This is a genomic window from Shivajiella indica (assembly GCF_042683085.1).
Lineage (GTDB): Bacteria > Bacteroidota > Bacteroidia > Cytophagales > Cyclobacteriaceae > Shivajiella > Shivajiella indica.
This window is the reverse complement of the sequence record NZ_JBHUIV010000024.1, coordinates 1-1337: the sequence shown is the minus strand read 5'-3', so window position 1 is coordinate 1337 and position 1337 is coordinate 1. Positions and strand designations below refer to the sequence as shown.

At 38.7% G+C, this 1337-nt stretch carries 1 protein-coding gene; it reads left to right on the top strand.

The features are described from left to right. Window positions 1–290: 290 nt before the first annotated feature. Complete coding sequence (locus tag ACFSKV_RS16410) at window positions 291–1286, top strand: IS110 family RNA-guided transposase (RefSeq protein WP_380805148.1); 996 nt, start codon at window positions 291–293, stop codon at window positions 1284–1286. The last annotated feature ends 51 nt before the right edge of the window (window positions 1287–1337 follow it).

Genomic DNA, 1337 nt, shown 5'->3' with positions numbered 1-1337 from the left:
GCCTTTAGATTTACAAAATATAAATATTCTAATAAAGCTATTATTACTATCAACATTGAGGGGGGTCTGGGGGGAGACTTATAACTTGTTGATAACGGTGGATAAGTTAATTTTAAGGCCAAAAAAGAATGGGGTGAACTTTCTTGTCGGCTAGGCTTTAGACCTATTGTCTGTATCAGTCCCCATTCTTTAAAAGGTTGCCAAAATAACCAGTTAGAATTTTAGGTTCTCAAGGCCTTCTAAAGGTTTTAGTTTCGGCAACCTAAATTGTTAAACTTAACCGTAAAGTTATGAAATTTAATGTATTTATTGGAATTGATGTGAGTAAGTCCACTCTTGATGTTTATCTCCGGACTTTTGCCTGTCACAGGGTTTTTCCCAATAACAAGGAGGGCTTTACCCAGATGATTGAATGGGTAATGGAAAAAGCGGGGAAGATATGTCATTCGGAATTGGTCTTTGGTTTTGAACATACGGGTCTTTACTCCGAAAACCTCATCCTGTTTCTGGACCAAAACGGATTCGATTTCACCGTGATCCCAGGTCTGGAACTCAAGAGATCCCTAGGGATCAGAAGAGGGAAGTCAGATAAGGCTGATGCCCGGGACATATCAGAGTACATTTACGAGAAGCGGGAAAAACTCCAACTGTATAAACTGCCTTCACAGACTCTGGAGAAATTAAAGAAGCTTTCATCCCTTAGAGAGCGTATGGTCAGTGAAAGAGCAGCTTATAAAGCAAGACTTGGAGAGTATGTCGAGCAGTTCCCCGACAGTGGGTTTGAGGTCTATCTTCAATCCCAACAAGAGGTGATAAATTGCCTGAATGGGCAAATAGAAAGAATTGAAAAGGAAATCGAAGAACTGATAATGGAAGATGACAATCTTCTGAGACAGTACAAGTTGTTAAACTCCATAAAAGGAATTGGCCCTCAGACCGCAATTATGATGATTATTCTGACCAGAGGCTTTTCAGCTTTTGAGAACTGGAGAAAGTTTGCCAGCTATGCAGGTATTGCTCCTTTTCCGAATCAATCAGGAACTTCAAACGGAAGAACCAAGACAAACAAGCTTGCAAATAAAAGGATTAAAGCATTGCTGACTATGTGTGCAGGCACAGCCATCCAGTACAATCCAGAAATGAAGCAATATTATGATAACAGAATTCAAAAAGGAAAAAACAATATGAGTACTTTAAACATAATCAGAAACAAACTGCTTTCGAGAATCTTTGCTGTCATAGATAGAGATTCACCATATGTGGACATTTATAAGTACGCAGCTTGAAAATAATTAACAAAATTGTACTATTCCACTTGCTTTAACCTTAGAATACAG